Genomic DNA, 14,202 nt, shown 5'->3' on the forward strand with positions numbered 1-14,202 from the left:
ATGAAAACCAATCTCTACAAAGCCGCCGTAAGGCTTATTAATAACCGCGAGGCTTTAGAAGCCTCTGTCTCAATCACTATTGGCTTAGCTCTCTTGCTTGTGCTGGCATTGACATGAGTGACACAGCCATATCCAAAACCCACATGGGTTGGTTTCGTCTTAAGTGCCCCCATCAAGAGGGTAGCGCAGAATACAAAAGGGCTTACGACAAACTACATAACGCGAATAATCGTGACTTAGAGCGATTAAGGGCTGAGTTTGAAGAACATGATGATGGCTCAATCCCTGTGGTCCACTGTAGACTCCACGGTTGTAGGGTCCAATTAGGCCGCGAACCATTTCAGCCCAATATATGCGGTATTGATAAGCATGGTTCAAAGTATCGCGTTAGGAAAACTGTAAATGGTAAAAGCCATACTTGGGCATATAGCAACCGATCAGATGCGATTGCTAACCGCGATTCCCTTGTCAGGCTAGCGGCGTAACCTCATCAATATTGGTCTCAATCGAAATTATGGAAACCATGCCCTGCTCTTAATTGAGTGGGGCTATTTAAATATCAGGTTAGGTATTGGTAAAAAGTAGTGGAAAAGGTAGTGGTAACCGGCCCCTAGAAACCGCCTTAAGATACTGTTTTTATTGCCATTTGTGGTAATGGCGGAGACGAAGGGATTCGAACCCTCGAGACGATTCCTCGCCTACTCCCTTAGCAGGGGAGCGCCTTCGACCACTCGGCCACGTCTCCGCCGACGGGTTTACAGAGCAATACACCGAGGGACAAGAGGGGAAACTTAAATTATTTTTGGGTTTGGCACTTTAATGACAGTACTGCCGGTCAGGCATTGAATAAGAAATGGAGAACATCGCCATCTTTCACTTGATAGGCTTTGCCTTCGACACGCATTTTTCCGGCCTCTTTGGCGGCCTGTTCGCCATTAAGCGTCACAAAATCATCATAAGCAATAGTTTCGGCGCGAATAAATCCACGCTCAAAATCACCATGAATAACACCGGCCGCCTGCGGGGCCAAAGTGCCTTGTGGGATGGTCCAAGCGCGTGCTTCTTTGGGGCCAACGGTAAAATAAGTCTCAAGTTCCAAAAGCTGATAACCGGCTCGGATAAGACGATCTAATCCCGCTTCGTCCAATCCCATTTCAGAGAGGAACATTTGGGCTTCGTCTTCTTCCAGCTTGCTAATTTCTTCTTCGATCTGGGCACTAATAGTCACTGTACCAGCGCCCTGCGAGGCGGCCATCTCTTCGACTTTTTGCGAATAGGCATTGCCGTTAGAAGCGTTCTCTTCATCCACATTGCACACGAACAAGATCGGTTTTGTGGTCAGAAGTTGCAAGCTTTTCCACGCTTTTGCATCTTCGGCATCAATGGCAACGCTGCGCGCGGGTGCGCCCTCTTCCAGCACACTTAGTGCCGATTTCAACAAGCGCTCTTGTTGCACCGCTTCTTTATCACCGCCGCGCACTTTACGCGACAGACCCTGAAGCCGCTTTTCAATGCTTTCGATATCCGCCAGCATCAGCTCGGTTTCAATGGTTTCTGCATCAGCAACCGGATCAACCCGGCCATCAACATGGGTCACATCGCCGTCTTCAAAACACCTTAGAACATGGGCGATCGCATCCACTTCTCGGATATTCGCCAAAAACTGATTGCCAAGCCCTTCACCTTTTGATGCGCCTTTGACCAAGCCGGCAATGTCAACAAAAGTCATCCGAGTCGGGATGATTTGCTTTGATGCGGCGATTGCTGCCAGTTTATCTAATCGGCTGTCAGGCACAGCAACTTCGCCGACATTGGGCTCAATTGTACAAAACGGAAAATTAGCAGCTTGGGCAGCAGCTGTTTTTGTCAGTGCATTGAACAACGTAGATTTACCAACATTTGGCAAACCGACAATTCCCATTTTAAATCCCATGTGACCGGCTCCTAAATTGCGCGCTTTGCGCTTCTATTAGGTGAGCTAAAGAGAGGCAAGACCAAAGCGGCAGCGCAGCGCCGGCCTTGAATTACCAATTTATGCGCCCTGCCCATTGATTTCCGTTCACTTTTTGGGCAAGTCAGGGGGGTTTTAGAAGGGGCGTAAAAAATGACTCGCATCGACCGTAAATTCAAGGAACTTGCAGACCAAGGGAAAAAGGCTTTTGTGGCGTATGTCATGGCCGGGGATCCTGATTTCGATACCTCGCTTGAGTTGGTTCTTGGACTGCCCGGCGCAGGTGTGGACATTCTTGAATTAGGCTTGCCTTTTACCGATCCGATGGCGGATGGCCCAACAATTCAATTGGCTGGTCAGCGCGCGCTCGACAGCGGTATGACACTTTTAAAAACACTTGATATGGCGCGCCAGTTTAGACAAACAGATCAGAATACACCCATCGTCTTGATGGGGTATTATAACCCGATTTATAGCCATGGGGTTGATGCATTCCTGAAGGATGCAAAAGAGGCCGGAGTAGATGGGCTTATTATTGTTGATCTGCCACCAGAAGAAGATAGCGAGCTTTGCATTCCTGCCCAAAAAGCAGGGTTGAACTTTATCCGCCTTGCGACACCGACGACTGACGACAAGCGGCTACCAAAAGTTCTGCAAAATACATCGGGCTTTGTGTATTATGTGTCGATCACGGGTATTACCGGCGCTGCAGAAGCAGAAGCCGGCGACGTCGAACCAGCAGTGACAAGGATTAAGGCACACACCGATTTGCCAGTGGCTGTTGGCTTTGGGATTAAAACCCCTGAGGCCGCACAAAGCATTGCATCCGTTGCAGATGGCGCTGTGGTTGGGTCAGCTATTATAAGCGAGCTTGCGGCTGGCAAGTCTGTTAGAGAGGTTTTGGATTTTGTTGCATCGCTGGCCAATGGTGCGCATTCAACAAGTTCTAATTAGGTCTAACCCGCAGCATATGTGTGATTAGGTAGGTTGCGACCTTTTGCTCTTTTTGGTTCAGAACTTCATATTGAACCGTTACAAATCCCCGATCAGGTTTTGATTTTGATAGTTTTGCGCTTTCAACTCTGGCTTTGTTACAAAGAGTGTCGCCAGGTTTAACAGGAAGCAGCCAGCGCAGCTCTTGCATGCCGGGTGAGCCAATGGAACAGTCTTTAAACTTGCCGGTTTCAAGCATTAGCCGAAAAGAAATCAACAAGGTATGCCAACCACTGGCAATCAACCCACCATATGGGTAATCCTCTGCAGCGACTTCATCAATATGGAACGGCTGCGGATCCCATTGCTGCGCAAAGTCAATGATTTCATGCTTCGGGATAAGATAAGGATCTGTTGTAAAACTATACCCAACTTGGAAATCTTCAAAATACATATCACCCTCGCGCATTCAACTTTGATCTTGTGAACCAATACTTGCATTGGTAAGAATATCTCACCAATACACTCGGGTAAATAGCAATGCCAGTTATCACCAATATCGAAGACTTAAAGCGTATTTACCGCCGCCGCGTGCCGCAAATGTTTTTCGATTACGCAGAGTCGGGCAGCTGGACCGAGCAAACCTTTCGGGATAATGTGACGGATTTTGAACAACTTCGTCTGCGCCAAAGGGTGGCAGTGGACATGACCGGTCGCAGCACAGCTTCGAAAATGGTCAGCCAAGAAGTCGCGATGCCTGTTGCACTTGCGCCTGTCGGTCTGACTGGCATGCAATCCGCAGATGGAGAAATTAAAGCCGCAAGAGCCGCGGAAAATTTTGGCGTGCCCTTTACACTTTCCACAATGTCTATCTGCTCGATAGAAGATGTTGCCGCCCATACCACAAAACCATTTTGGTTTCAGCTATACGTGATGAAAGATACCGATTTTGTTGACCGTCTAATTCAGCGCGCAAAAGCGGTTAAGTGTTCTGCACTGATGATTACGCTTGATCTACAGATTTTGGGGCAACGCCATAAGGATTTAAAAAATGGTCTTTCTGCCCCCCCAAAGCTCACGCCTAAAACTATGGCTAATCTTGCGACCAAATGGGGCTGGGGTCTGGAAATGCTGGGCACCAAACGTAGGCAATTTGGCAATATCGTGGGTCATGCCAAAGGTGTGAAAGATACCAGCAGCCTGTCATCTTGGACCGCCGAACAGTTTGATCCCGCCCTAGATTGGGATAAGATTACCAAACTCAAAGAAGCCTGGGGCGGCAAAGTTATTTTGAAGGGTATTTTGGATGCAGAGGATGCTAAAATGGCCCTGCGTGTCGGCGCAGATGCAATTATAGTATCCAATCATGGCGGGCGACAGCTTGATGGTGCGCTGAGTTCAATTAGGGCTCTGCCAAGTATTCTTGAAGCAGTCGGCGATAAAATCGAGGTGCATTTTGATGGCGGCATTCGATCCGGGCAAGATGTGCTAAAAGCGCTGTCGCTGGGAGCAAAAGGCACATATATCGGCCGCGCCTTTACATATGGGCTCGGGGCTATGGGCGAATCCGGTGTGACCCAGGCCCTAACCGTTATTCAAAAAGAATTAGAAACCACAATGGCCTTATGTGGCCACACACAGATTGATGATTTATCACGCGAAAATTTACTAATCCCAAAGGGTTTTGAGGGCGATTGGGCGTAATCAATCCTTTTGAAAGGATCGTGCCAACATAGGAATAAGCGCCAAGCTAATAAATGCAAGCAGTAGCGATAAAGCACCAAACGATACAGAAAGACTGGCCAATTCAGCCAAGCCCCCCATCAGAGGTGGCCCAATAAAAAACCCAGTATAGCCAATCAAAGCAACATTCGAAATTGCTTTGACCCGCTGATCTGCGGGACTAACCCGCCCCACCAAAGCCAAACCCAAAGGCGCTATGACAGAGATACCAAGACCAAGGGCGGCAAAGCCTATATACGTCAACGGCAGATTTATAGCAGTTGCGGCAAGCGTAGAGCCACAGGCCGCAAAGAGCGCCGCAATCTGAATAACCCGCGCTTCAGAAAAAATCTGCGTCATGGCCTGACCGGCAAGTCGCCCCACGCCCATTGTAAGCCCCAAAATTGCAGGCCCAATCGCACCGAGCGCCGCACCGACATTAAGGGAGCGTTCCAAATGTAGGGCAGACCATCCCTCAGCGGCCTGCTCTGCCATAAATGCGATTGCGATGACAATACCGATCAACACCACAAACCGATTGGCACCAGAGATTGGTGCATCATCGGCATCATTTGGCTGATCTACCTGCTTTGGCAAAACCATTGAGGGCAGCATCAGTAAGCCAAAAACACCAATGATCGCAAAGCTAATGACAGCGCCGCCGCCAAATTCGCGAATGAGACCGGTGGAAAATGCAGCTATTGCATAGGCGAATGAAAACATTGCGTGGTGAAAACTCATCAACGGACGGCCTTCATGGGCTTCAATCTGAGACAAATGCGCATTCATGACCACATCCAAACTACCGGTGGATGCAGCACAAAGGAACATTGCGATTGTCAAACCGGTCCAAGTGTTCATCAAACCGGGCAGTTGAAAAGCCAAAAGCGCTGCCGCACATAACGTCACCACACCATAGCGGCCTAACCGGCTATCAAGCCAAGGCGCAAAGCGCATGGCCGTGATTGCGCCAATCGCAGCGATCAACATTACTCCCGCCAATTCGCCATCACCTGCGCCTATTGCAGCTTGCAAATCTGGAACTAAGGCCGCGAACGCACCCCAACAGCATCCTAAGACAACAAAAGCGCAAAGCGGCGCCCAAGATGCAATTATCAAGTGTTTGTTAATCATAAATTTGCCTGTGACATGCTTGCAAAGCTCGCGCAAGCCCCAGTTTTAATTTGGGCTTTTAAATCCTGTGCAACTGGTCTATACGCGCGGCTTCATGAAGGGCTACAGCCTTGGAGGAGCCCTCTTTAACCAATGGAGATTTAAATGGCTGGAAAGATACCAGATCTTGAAGCGATCGAACGGACGGGGACAGGCAAGGGCGCCGCTCGTCAAGCACGCCGTGATGGCATGGTGCCGGGTGTAGCTTATGGAGGCGGCATTGACCCGCTCCCGATACAAATACCCCGCAATGAACTGCTAAAGCGCCTAAAAGCCGGGCGGTTTATGTCAACTTTATTTAATCTAAAAGTCGAGGGCCATGAAGATGTCCGCGTGATCTGCCGCGATGTGCAGCGTCATGTGGTCAAAGATCTTCCAACTCACCTCGACCTGATGCGCCTGCGTCGGTCATCGCAGATTAATCTGTTCATCCCGATTGAGTTCGTCAACGAAGACACAGCTCCGGGTATCAAACAGGGCGGCGTTTTAACCATCGTCCGGCCCGAGATTGAACTGATTGTGACAGCTGGAGATATTCCGGAAAAAATCGAAATCGACCTGTCTGCTCTAAACATTGGCGACGTGGTTACGATTTCTTCGGTCAATCTCCCAGAAGGCGCAAAGCCGACCATTGACCGGGATTTTGTGATTGCAAATATTTCCGCACCGAGTGGACTTGCCGCTTCTTCTGATGACGATGAAGGCGAAGCCGAAGAAGAGGCCAGCACTGAGGAAGTGCAAGAAGAAGAATAAATACTCTTCGCAAAGTAGATTATTCAAAGCGGGGCTTTTGCCCCGCTTTTTTCTTGGGTAAGCTAATGCCAAAGATAAATTACCAATTGGTCGGAGCCGCGAAATAGCCATGCAGATTTTTGTCGGACTTGGAAACCCTGGTGCAAATTATGTACATAACCGGCATAATATTGGCTTTATGGCACTTGACCAGATTGCAACAGAAAATAGCTTTGGGCCTTGGAAAAGTAAGTTCCAGGGACGCATTAGTGAAGGCCGTCTAGGGCACGAAAAAGTCATTTTGCTCAAACCAGAAACCTTTATGAACCTTTCTGGTCAATCTGTTGGCGAGGCCATGCGGTTTTTCAAGCTTGAGCCTACGGATATAACTGTATTTCATGACGAGCTGGATCTTGCACCCGGAAAGTGCCGTGTCAAAAGCGGTGGCGGTCATGCAGGCCATAATGGTCTGCGCTCTTTGCACCAGCATATTGGCGCAGACTATCAACGCGTAAGGCTGGGGATTGGTCACCCAGGGCACAAAGATGCGGTCGCCGGTTATGTCTTGCATGATTTTGCAAAAACCGATCAGGACTGGCTGCCCGATTTGCTGTCAGGGATCGCAGATGGCGCCGGAAAACTGGCACAGGCCGATACTGGCGGCTTTATGAATGCGGTGGCTATCAGCGTTCAAAAAGCCACAGCGGCAGCAGCGGCAAAATCCCCCAAACCTACACAAAATAGTGACTCTACAAATGCAGCCAAAACCGATATGGAAACACCAGACACGAAAACCACTTTGCAAAAATTAATTGACAAATTTAAGTGATCTAAAAGAAGATTTTCGGCTTCAGGCCCGTTCCTGCGCGGCGCTTGGGTCGCCATTTATGGATCAGTTGATGCAGCTGATGGCTGATCGTTTGACACCGGGTGATCCTGTTTCAGATGCTCTTTTCAATTGGCGCGGGGATCGCTCGGCCAGCGGTGCGTCGGTACCACTTCGATTGGCAGGCGGATTACATATGCTGGTACTTTGTAACCAAGACCCCAACTTGAGGTCCGTCTATCCCCCCAATACGCCAAGCGATGAAGCGCTTTGGACAGAGGTTAGCAACGCATTGAAAAGGCATGATAAGTTCCTGTTAGAGTTCATAAAATTGCCACCTCAAACCAATGAAATTCGGCGCAGCAGCGTGATGATCGCCGCCAGCCATCTTTTAGCGGATCGCTTTGGATTACCGATGGTACTGTCTGAATTGGGGGCCAGCGGCGGGCTCAATCTGTTGTTTGATCGCTACCAATTGATTGTGGGCAAAGCGCGGTTTGGCGCGGCCGATCCAATTACGACCCTTGCGCCGGATTGGAGTGGACCTTTGCCGCCAGATACTCGATTTGAAGTAATAAACAAAGCTGGCGTTGATCTTAGTCCACTGGATCCCACCAAAGATAAAGACCACCTGCGTTTGCTTGCCTATAGTTGGCCTGATCAGCCCGACAGGATTGAGCGTTTAAAGAGCGCGGCGCCGCATCAAACAACCAAAGTGGACAAAGAAGACGTCGCAGACTGGCTGCCTCGGCGGCTCAGCTATCACCCTAAAGGCCACCTTCATTTGGTCTATAATACAATAGCTTGGCAATATTTTCCGCCTCCGGTTCAACACTCATGCACCAAAGCACTAGAGCAAGCAGGCGCCAGAGCAACAATTACCAGCCCGCTGGCCCATTTGGCGATGGAAGCCGACGAAAAGTCAGAAGGCGCAGGCATCACCTTGCAAATTTGGCCCAATGGCGAAAAATATAACCTTGGCCGGGTTGATTTTCATGGGCGCTGGATCAATTGGTCTAAAGACGCCATACTGACCTAAGTCCTGAGATTCAGAAGAAAGACCAAAATTGAAAAAAGATCCCTCTGTGAATGTCATTGGCAGCGCGCTAACGCCTTGCTCTTATTCACCTATTAGCGGGTTTTTCCGCGATGGGTTTTGCAATACATGCGCCGAAGATCAGGGCAGCCACACTGTATGTGCTGTAATGACCGACGAATTTCTGGCCTATTCCAAATATGTTGGTAATGATCTTAGCACAGCACGGGCAGAGTTTAATTTTGTAGGCCTAAAAGCGGGCGACAGTTGGTGCCTGTGTGCCGCGCGGTTTCTACAGGCTCACGATGAGGGCTGCGCCCCAAATATCAATCTTGAAGCCACCCATTTACGTGCCACAGAAATTGTCCCTCTGGAAATTCTTGAGCGATATAAAGTCTAGCACACGCCCCTGCCTGCCATTTGGATAAAAAATAACCGTGGTCTTGGATGTGAAATTTAGCTACCCTTTGCAAAGAGTTCACCGCAACGGCAGCGCGAAATGGACAATTTATTCTTTATCGCCTCCAAAACATTTTGGTTTTTTGCGCGACCGGAAAATGTACCGCTTATAGTTTTTATCCTTGGATTTCTTGCCCTTATCCGTGGGCACAAGCGTGGGGCGCTTTGGTTTAACGGGTTGGGATTGCTGCTTTATGGGGGTATTGCGCTTTTGCCTTTGGGGGATATTTTTCTGCGCCCCCTCGAAACCCGCTTTGCGGCCAACCCGAAAATTACCGATCCTGCGGGGATCATTATCCTTGGCGGCGGCGAAGATGAAACCCAATCGGATTTTTCCCGCATGGCCAATGTCAACGATGCCGGCGAGCGGTTTTTGCTTGGCATGGCTTTGGCCCGCCAATATCCGCAATCAAAAGTGATTTTTACTGGTGATACGCTCAGCCTAACCCAGCATAGCATCTCAAGCGCAGATGTGGCGAGGATGCTGTTCACCCAATCGGGTATTGCGCCTAACCGTATGATTTTTGAACGTAAATCGCGCAATACAGTCGAAAATGCCGCGTTGACCGCCAAACTGGTCGAGGGCTATGAAACCGGGCCTTGGGTTCTTGTGACCTCGGCCTTTCACATGCCCCGCAGCGTGGCGGTATTTTGCCATGCAGGGTGGCGAAATATTGTGCCCTATCCCGTTGATTTTCGCTCTGGCCACTCGCTGGACCGGGTTAAATGGGACTTTGCGGGCCATATGGACGAGCTGAATGCCGGGGTGCGCGAATGGATCGGGCTGGTTGCCTATCGGCTTTCCGGTCGCATGGGGCAGCTGTTTTTACCGGGGTGTTAAACGCATAAGAATCCGCCAAAAACCGTATCTGTATCACGTCGGCATCACGGCAGTATCGCGGAGGTTCAAATATTCGGCCAAAATTACGCCGCTCCGCAATGAAAAAAACTATGCTGCGCGCGACCGGCCTTTTTGGAAGCGTAAAGCGCCTGATCCGATTGCTCTAACATCGCCTCGGGGCTGGCCTCGGATCTGCGATCAAAAAGCGCAATGCCGATGCTGCCCGATATGCGGCAGATGTTGTTTTGAAACGGCACCGGCTGCTCGAGCCGGTTGATAATGCGCTGGGACAGCTTGGCCAGACGCGTCGCATTGATCACATTATAAAATACCAAGGCAAACTCATCACCGCCAAGGCGCACCACGGTATCCTCGGCACGGGTTTCTTCGACCAAAATCCGCGCCGCAACCTGCAGAACATGATCCCCGGCCGCATGGCCATAGGTGTCATTGACCGCCTTGAAATAATCAAGGTCAAGCTGCATCACGGTAAAGGGCACTTTTGCCTCACTCAGCCGCCCCAGAACCAAATTCAGGGCGCGGCGGTTTTTCAGACCCGTGAGCGTATCGGTAAAGGCCTGCTCTTCGGCGGCGATTTTTGCGCCTTGCAACCGCTGGTTCAAGGTGCGCGATGCCTCCATCGCAGCGTTTTTAGCCTCCATTAGATAGAGCATTTCAATGGCCAAATCGGTACTCGCGAAATCGCTATGGGTCAGGCTGTGGCGCTGAACGGCATTTTGAATGGCGATGCCAAAAGAAAAATTTACCACCGCGCCCTGCCCGTCCGGTAAAAGCGCCAGAACCGCCTTTAGTTCTGTCTGCGGTGCGCTGCGCAGCCGGAAGGTTAACTTTTGTCCAGCCAAGGCAAAAAGCACCCGCATAGAGGCGGCAGAGTGAGGGCGGCGCAGCTCGAACATTTCTAAAAACCGGACCGGTAGAGCCGGCACATCCCCAAGCACTTTGGCAAGGGTGGGGCCAAGGTGCAAAATATGCCCAGTTGGCGAAAGTTTCGCATGACAGGGGCATAGAATATCAAAGACCGACATCATCACCCCCTGCCGCATCCGCTGCCGCCAATACAAATTGCCGCCCAGCGCTGAAACTGGCATCAAGCATTTTAATTTCGATCCGGCACATCCTGCGGAGAGGTTCGATGGGTTCAATCCACACCAGGGCGCCATAGTCATCGGCCAGTGCACGTAAAATGCCAATCATTACGGCTTCAAATCCCGGCCATTCGGGGGCTACGACCAAATGATAGAGCGCCCCGCTATGACGCTCGATGCGCAGCGCCGGCAGAGCAAGGCCAGAAAGAGCTATTTCAGATCGCTCGTTCAACTCATCCAATGAGATCAGAAAAGCTTCATAGCTTTCACCGCCAAAGCGCAGCAAGCGGCGCAAGGTTTGGCCGTTTTTATGCGAGACAAGGTATGTCCCGAGGTCTTCTAAAACATCCACCTTTGGCCTCTTCAGCGCCGCAGCCAGAGCGGCGCACAGATCAAATGTGAGGCGGTCGGGATATTTGAGCATAAGCTCAAAACAGAGCTCGAACTCTGGGTTTTGCTGCACCACATCTTGCCAAAACTGATCGCCGTAGCTGTCTATAGTGAAATTTTCAATTGCCTTATTGACCAAACCAAGCATGTGCACCCTCCGCCGTTACGCCAGCCTGCCCGATCTGTGGTTAGTAAATTATGAAGCTTAAAATTGATCGAAAATTTAACTCAAAACGCGCCTTAGAAATCAGTCGGAACACCGCCTTCGGCTTTGCGCCGATCCACGAAATCGGCGAGTTCCTCGCGAATAGCCACATCTAACGGCGGCGCTTCAAAATCTTCCAGAATTTTTTGGTAAATCTGATGCGCCCGCTCTGGGGTCCACACGCCGCCCGCGGCTTCCCAGGCTTCATAGTTGCGCCAATCCGACGCAAAGGGCTGGTAAAATGCAGTGGTATAGCGATCCTGCGTGTGTTGAATTCCAAAAAAGTGGCCATCATTGCCAACTGATTTTATGGCATCAAGCGCAATGTCGTCTTCGGTGGTGGCATAGGTCTGTGGTTCAAAATAGCGTTGGATTTGCTGCAAAACCTCGCAATCCATGATGAATTTTTCGGGGCTTGCGATTAACCCACCTTCTAGCCAACCGGCAGCATGATAGACAATATTGGTGCCTGATTGCACAGCTGCCCAAAGACTGTTTGAAGTTTCCCACATGGATTGCCCATCCGGCACATTAGCCGCGCAGACACCGGATGAGCGCATTGGCAGACCGTAAAACCGCGCCAGCTGTCCGGTCATCTGGGTGGCGCGCATATATTCGGGGGTGCCAAACGCGGGTGCGCCAGATTTCATATCAACGTTTGAGGTAAAGGTACCAATCGCGCAGGCGGCGCCGGGACGGATGTATTGCGCCAAGGCCACGGCGCAAAGCGCCTCGGCGATGGATTGTGCCACGGCACCCGCCATGGTAACCGGTGCCATAGCACCGGCGAGCGTGAAAGGGGTCACGATCAGGCCTTGATTGCGCCGCGCTAGCCGCATCCAGCCATCCAGCATCGGAAAATCGTGTTTAAGCGGCGAGGTCGAATTGATATTGGTATACATCTTTGGACTGGCATCGAATTCAGCATCGCTCCAACCGCCGGAAATCCGCACCATTTCAATCACATCTTCGACACGCTCTTTGCCCAGCGAATAGGCGTGCGCAACTTTATCGCTTAAGGTCAGCTTGTCATAAAGCACATCCAAGTGCCGCGTACTGGCATGCAGATCCACGGGTTCAACGGGATAGCCACCGACGAAATGGATACAGTTGAAGTACTGGCTGAGCTTTATAAGGTTTGCACAGGTTTCCCGCGTTCCGGGGACTTTTGTGCCGGTTTTCATATCCCAATAGCTGGGCGGCGATGACACCGCACCAAACAGCATATAGGGCCCACCAACGATCAATTCGCGGTCAGAATTGCGCGGCGTTAGCGTCCACTGGCTAGGGGCTTTGGCAACCATTTCCATGACGAAATCACGGCCCATACGCACGTTTTCCCCTGTCACGGTGCAGCCGGCCTGCCGTAAAATAGCGCAGGCTTCGGGATTGAGAAACTCAATGCCGATGTCCTCAAGGATGCGCATCGCGCCATCGTGGATTGCTGCAACGCCCTCTGCGTTAAGCGGTTCGGTAGGCCGGTCGGGGTTGACCGGCAAACACCACGGCATTTGTTCAATGGCTGCGCTGCCACGGCGAAGCGCGCCGCCAGCGCGGCCCCCGCTTCTGCGGCGTTTGGGCGTTGGTTCAGCCATCTTCGACCTCCTTGTATTATGCTGTCCCTAGCAAACCACGCTGTGAATAGAAATCCTGCCGGTTACCGACACAAACCGTCGCTTTCTTCAAGCTGTTGGCACAATCGCCTTTAGGACAAACCCAAATAGGCCGGAATGTGACTTATGTCGGGCAATATGGTATCGGCATAGGGCGCCAGCTCGCTTCGCGGGGCCAATCCGGTCAACACCCCAATGGTATGCATTCCGGCTGCACGTCCAGCGATCAGGTCATGGGTGCTGTCACCCACCATCACCACCTGATCCTGCGAAAGCCCCATTGCTTTGGCAAAGGCAAGCAGGGGACCCGGCGCCGGTTTGGCGCCAAACCCGCTGTCAAAACCCGCGACAAAATCCAGCAGATCAAGAGCTCCAACCGTATCCAAATGCGCCCGTGCGCCGGCTTCGGTGTCATTTGTCATGACCCCAATTTTCAAATCATTGCCTTTAAGACGCTGAAAAAACGGAACAAGCGGGGTGGCTTCGCTCACCGTGGCCGTCAGGCTGGATTGCATTAGGAAATCTTCTACCTCATCCACATTTTGATCGGGCAGCACAGCGGAAACGCATTCGGCCACCTGCCGGTTGGTGCCGGCGATTACGATGCTATCAAGATCAAACGCTTGGCGGGCAAGATCAAAGCCAACGGCATCGGCTATGGCGTTTCGGCGCCCCGCATCCCCTGCCGAAAAATGCTCGATCATTTGCGCCGACCAGGCGTTCCAGGTTTTTTGAAAATCAAACAAAGTGCCGTCTTTGTCGAACAATACCCCTTTGATTTTCATACTCTATCCTCGATTAGCTCCGCGTATTAGTTTTCGCAGCTACTGCATAAAATGCAAGTGGATATCAGGTCCAGTTGACCATGCCGCCCCCAGGTAGTGACTGCCGCGCGATTTGCATTGCTTCAGGCTCAAGCGCGCAGGCCTGACAGCAGGCCAAAACCCAGGCATCATCCATCATCACAAAGTCGAGAACAGCGATCAAAAAATCCGCATCCTGCGCCCGCTCTTTGATATCAGCGGCACTGCTGCCGCTCGAACCCATAAAAATCGGTAAAATTTCCTCTTCGCCGACCAACCAGCCAAGCACCTTTAAAGCATATGTTTCAGCAACTTCTGGGGTCACATCAAATTCCTTTGCGACGGGAAAGGTTTTATTAACTCAAATCAATAAAATTAAACATAACTTTGAACAAGTGCGCGGAAGTATAAA

At 50.9% G+C, this 14,202-nt stretch carries 15 protein-coding genes and 1 tRNA gene; 7 read left to right on the top strand and 9 right to left on the bottom strand.

The annotated features are described in order from the left end of the window. Nucleotides 1-655: 655 nt before the first annotated feature. Nucleotides 656-745, bottom strand: a tRNA-Ser gene (locus GN278_13375). Between the two features lie 90 nt (nucleotides 746-835). Further along, nucleotides 836-1,933 carry a redox-regulated ATPase YchF gene (gene ychF, locus GN278_13380; GenBank protein XAT61655.1) on the bottom strand — a complete coding sequence of 366 codons (1,098 nt, stop codon included), beginning with the start codon at nucleotides 1,931-1,933 and terminating at the stop codon, nucleotides 836-838. Between the two features lie 171 nt (nucleotides 1,934-2,104). Between ychF and GN278_13385 the strand changes: the two genes are divergently transcribed. Beyond that, nucleotides 2,105-2,905 carry a tryptophan synthase subunit alpha gene (locus GN278_13385; protein ID XAT61656.1) on the top strand — a complete coding sequence of 267 codons (801 nt, stop codon included), beginning with the start codon at nucleotides 2,105-2,107 and terminating at the stop codon, nucleotides 2,903-2,905. Here the strand turns inward: GN278_13385 and GN278_13390 are convergent. After that, nucleotides 2,898-3,338, bottom strand: coding sequence for an acyl dehydratase (locus GN278_13390; GenBank protein XAT62673.1), 441 nt, complete (start codon nucleotides 3,336-3,338; stop codon nucleotides 2,898-2,900). The two genes, GN278_13385 and GN278_13390, sit on opposite strands and share 8 nt — an antisense overlap. Nucleotides 3,339-3,424: 86 nt before the next feature. Here GN278_13390 and GN278_13395 point away from each other — a divergent pair, with 86 nt between their 5' ends. Beyond that, entirely contained in the window at nucleotides 3,425-4,588 is a 1,164-nt protein-coding gene (locus GN278_13395; protein ID XAT61657.1) for an L-lactate dehydrogenase, read from the top strand. Here the strand turns inward: GN278_13395 and GN278_13400 are convergent, their stop codons facing one another. Next, the gene (locus tag GN278_13400; protein ID XAT61658.1) at nucleotides 4,589-5,740 is read right to left on the bottom strand and encodes an MFS transporter; all 1,152 of its coding nucleotides are present in this window, start codon (nucleotides 5,738-5,740) and stop codon (nucleotides 4,589-4,591) included. It abuts the gene before it with no gap. 144 nt (nucleotides 5,741-5,884) lie between these two features. On the opposite strand from GN278_13400, the gene GN278_13405 reads away from it, so the two are divergent. The 5 genes from GN278_13405 (at nucleotide 5,885) to GN278_13425 (ending at nucleotide 9,673) form a co-directional block, all read left to right on the top strand. Further along, entirely contained in the window at nucleotides 5,885-6,532 is a 648-nt protein-coding gene (locus tag GN278_13405; protein ID XAT61659.1) for a 50S ribosomal protein L25/general stress protein Ctc, read from the top strand. 109 nt (nucleotides 6,533-6,641) lie between these two features. Further along, nucleotides 6,642-7,340: an aminoacyl-tRNA hydrolase gene (locus GN278_13410; protein ID XAT61660.1), complete on the top strand. Its 699-nt coding sequence runs from the start codon at nucleotides 6,642-6,644 to the stop codon at nucleotides 7,338-7,340. Continuing rightward, complete coding sequence (locus GN278_13415) at nucleotides 7,324-8,376, top strand: DUF2332 family protein (protein ID XAT61661.1); 1,053 nt, start codon at nucleotides 7,324-7,326, stop codon at nucleotides 8,374-8,376. Before GN278_13410 ends, GN278_13415 begins: the two co-directional genes overlap by 17 nt. A 28-nt stretch (nucleotides 8,377-8,404) precedes the next feature. Then, on the top strand, nucleotides 8,405-8,773 hold the full coding sequence (locus GN278_13420; GenBank protein XAT61662.1) for a DUF2237 family protein: 369 nt from the start codon (nucleotides 8,405-8,407) through the stop codon (nucleotides 8,771-8,773). Between the two features lie 99 nt (nucleotides 8,774-8,872). Then, nucleotides 8,873-9,673, top strand: coding sequence for a YdcF family protein (locus tag GN278_13425; protein ID XAT61663.1), 801 nt, complete (start codon nucleotides 8,873-8,875; stop codon nucleotides 9,671-9,673). Nucleotides 9,674-9,756: 83 nt separating this feature from the next. On the opposite strand, the gene GN278_13430 is transcribed toward GN278_13425, so the two are convergent. From GN278_13430 to GN278_13450, 5 genes are all read right to left on the bottom strand, one after another. Then, complete coding sequence (locus GN278_13430; GenBank protein XAT62674.1) at nucleotides 9,757-10,722, bottom strand: diguanylate cyclase; 966 nt, start codon at nucleotides 10,720-10,722, stop codon at nucleotides 9,757-9,759. After that, nucleotides 10,706-11,317 carry a heme NO-binding protein gene (locus tag GN278_13435; GenBank protein XAT61664.1) on the bottom strand — a complete coding sequence of 204 codons (612 nt, stop codon included), beginning with the start codon at nucleotides 11,315-11,317 and terminating at the stop codon, nucleotides 10,706-10,708. The genes GN278_13430 and GN278_13435 overlap by 17 nt, the downstream gene beginning before the upstream one ends. Nucleotides 11,318-11,409: 92 nt before the next feature. Further along, nucleotides 11,410-12,969, bottom strand: a complete 1,560-nt coding sequence (locus GN278_13440) for a methyltransferase (GenBank protein XAT61665.1) — start codon at nucleotides 12,967-12,969, stop codon at nucleotides 11,410-11,412. Between the two features lie 110 nt (nucleotides 12,970-13,079). Continuing rightward, complete coding sequence (locus GN278_13445) at nucleotides 13,080-13,772, bottom strand: HAD-IA family hydrolase (GenBank protein ID XAT61666.1); 693 nt, start codon at nucleotides 13,770-13,772, stop codon at nucleotides 13,080-13,082. A gap of 64 nt (nucleotides 13,773-13,836) precedes the next feature. Continuing rightward, nucleotides 13,837-14,115, bottom strand: a complete 279-nt coding sequence (locus GN278_13450) for a DUF3572 family protein (GenBank protein XAT61667.1) — start codon at nucleotides 14,113-14,115, stop codon at nucleotides 13,837-13,839. Nucleotides 14,116-14,202: the final 87 nt, after the last annotated feature.

It is taken from the genome of Rhodobacteraceae bacterium Araon29 (assembly GCA_039640505.1).
In the GTDB taxonomy this organism is placed as follows: Bacteria; Pseudomonadota; Alphaproteobacteria; order Rhodobacterales; family Rhodobacteraceae; genus CABZJG01.